Annotated in this window: 2 protein-coding genes; both read left to right on the top strand. The window is 64.0% G+C overall.

Annotated elements, in window-relative coordinates; translation table 11 throughout:
- Nucleotides 1–156 precede the first annotated feature (156 nt).
- Nucleotides 157–1,395, top strand: coding sequence for an NADH:flavin oxidoreductase (locus ABZS43_RS36495; RefSeq protein ID WP_355040580.1), 1,239 nt, complete (start codon nucleotides 157–159; stop codon nucleotides 1,393–1,395).
- A 202-nt stretch (nucleotides 1,396–1,597) separates the two neighbouring features.
- A complete protein-coding gene (locus tag ABZS43_RS36500; RefSeq protein WP_355040581.1) occupies nucleotides 1,598–2,101 on the top strand; it encodes a flavin reductase family protein in 504 nt (167 codons plus the stop codon).
- The last annotated feature ends 352 nt before the right edge of the window (nucleotides 2,102–2,453 follow it).

A 2,453-nucleotide genomic window follows, 5' to 3' on the forward strand; every position in this document is an offset into this window, starting at 1 on the left:
GGGCTACCCTGTGTTGCCCACCAGTCGCTGATCAGCGACCGAAAACAAATCCGAAACCGATCAGGCCCGGCCAACAGACCGGCGAAAGATCGAGGCTAGCGTCAGCGTCACCCGAAGACAGCCCTCGGGTTCCCACCTGTATCGAGAGGCCACGACGTGAGCCGAAAAGCCGTTCCCGACGTCCTTGCTCCAGCACAGCTCGGCCCGGTGACCCTGCGTAATCGGATCATCAAATCCGCTACCTTCGAACATATGTCGCCGGGCGCGGTGGTCAGCGATGATCTCATCGAGTTCCATCGCCGTGTCGCCGCCGGTGGAGTGGGCATGACGACGGTCGCCTATTGCGCGGTCGCGCCGGAGGGGCGGACCGAGGCGGATCAGCTGTGGATGCGCGAGGAGGCCGTGCCCGGTCTACGGCGGCTCACCGAGGCGGTGCACGCCGAGGGTGCGGCCATCTCGGCGCAGATCGGCCATGCCGGGCCGGTCGCGAACGGGAAGTCCAACGGGGCGCCCGCGCTCAGCGCTTCACGGCGTATCAACCCGATGGGCATGAAAGTCGTCCACGCAGCGACACTGGCCGATATCGGCCGCATCAGGACGGCACACGGTGCGGCGGCGAGGTATGCCATCGAATCCGGATTCGATGCGGTGGAAATACATTTCGGCCACAACTATTTCGCGAGCTCGTTCCTGAGCCCGATCCTCAATCGCCGCAGCGACGCCTACGGAGGTTCCCTGGAGAATCGCGCTCGTCTCGTGCGTGAGACCGCTGCCGAGGTACGCGCGGTGGTCGGCGACAGTATCGCGGTGCTCGCGAAACTGAATATGGACGACGGGGTGCCAGGGGGCTTCTGGCTCGACGAGGCGATCCAGGTGACGAAGTGGCTAGAGGAGGACGGGAATCTGGATGCCGTCGAACTCACCATCGGCAGTTCGCTGTTGAATCCGATGTATTTGTTCAAAGGCGAAGCGCCGCTGAACGAGTTCGGCGCGATCATGCCCCCGGTGATGCGGCTCGGCGTCAAACTGCTCGGCAAGCATTTCTTGCACAGCTATCCGTACGAGGATCTGTTCATGCTCGATGCCGCCCGACAGATCCGGGCCAATGTGGATATGCCGCTGGTCCTGTTGGGCGGCATCACCGACAAAGCGGCGATGGATACGGCGATGGCCGAGGGGTTCGAGTTCGTGGCCATGGCACGAGCACTCCTGCGCGAGCCCGACCTGATCAACAGGATCGCCGCGGATCACTCGGCGAAATCGCTGTGCATCCACTGCAACAAATGCATGCCGACGATCTTCTACAAAACCCACTGCGTCCTGGCGGTGCCCGAGCCGCCGGTCCGCCCGGGCGTCGTCGACCTGTCGGTGCCGGAAAGCGTGGAAATGTCGTGAACCGCTGAGCTTGTCGCCTCGATCGGTGGTTCGGTCGGCGGGTACGAGAGGTTGTGCCGTCCCGGCCAACGGGAGCACGACGCTCGTCGGGCAAAGTGCCGGATATGGTCGGAATCATGCTTGTTGATCGATCCGCGAGGAGCATGTCATGAGGTCGACCGGTCACGAATCCACCGGCGCTGCGGATGCGGTCGGTGTGGCCATGCCCGAATTGGATCCGGCTCTGATGCGCGGTGTCCTCGGGCATTTCGCGACCGGCGTCGTGGCGATCACCGGCATCGACCCCGCGACCGCACAGCCCACAGGTCTGGCCGCGAACTCGTTCACCTCGGTATCGCTCGATCCGCCATTGATCGCCTTCTGCGTGGCTGTGACGAGTACCTCGTGGCCGCGGCTGCGTGCGGCAGGCCACTACGTCGTCAATATCCTCTCCGAGGATCAGGAGCGGGTGTGCCGTCAGCTCGCGGCCCGTGGCACGGACAAATTCCATGGCATCGAATGGAACCCGTCGCCGTCGGGCGCGCCGGTCCTCGTCGATTGCCTGGCCTGGATCGAAGCCGAACCGGAGGCCGAGCATGCCGCCGGTGACCACACCATCGTCGTGTCCAGAATTCGGCACCTGCACGCATCGGGACAATCGCCCCTGGTCTTCTTCCGCGGTCAGTACGGACGTGTCACCACCGCCCCGGCAGGCGGCCCGCGATGACGATGCGGCCGCTCAATTGCCAGCGGTGCGGCATAGGCGTTCTGGTCGAGAAATTCAGTCCGGTCCACACATCGATCCAGTGGACCTCGGACGCCGCGGGGTGCCCCGTGATCTCGGCGGGAAACCACGGCGTCGGTGATCAGGGACGGGGTTGCGGCGAACTCCGGCGAAGTATCAACAACGCCGTGAACGACGGTGCGCTCACCGAAACGAGGATCGAATTGCCGACCGATTCGACAATCCCGCGACTCCACTGACCGGGGTTCCGCAGAATTTCGGGCGTCTGGAGCGACGGTTTATGGCCTGAGCTGCGGTGACATGGAGATGCGCGCCTGAAGAGCGTTTCTCTAGG

The organism is Nocardia sp. NPDC005366 (assembly GCF_040606855.1).
In the GTDB taxonomy this organism is placed as follows: domain Bacteria; phylum Actinomycetota; class Actinomycetes; order Mycobacteriales; family Mycobacteriaceae; genus Nocardia.

Bases quoted from the DNA above. Each gene is read 5' to 3' on its own strand.
- ABZS43_RS36500 (WP_355040581.1), top strand. From the start codon at position 1,598: ATGCCCGAATTGGATCCGGCTCTGATGCGCGGTGTCCTCGGGCATTTC.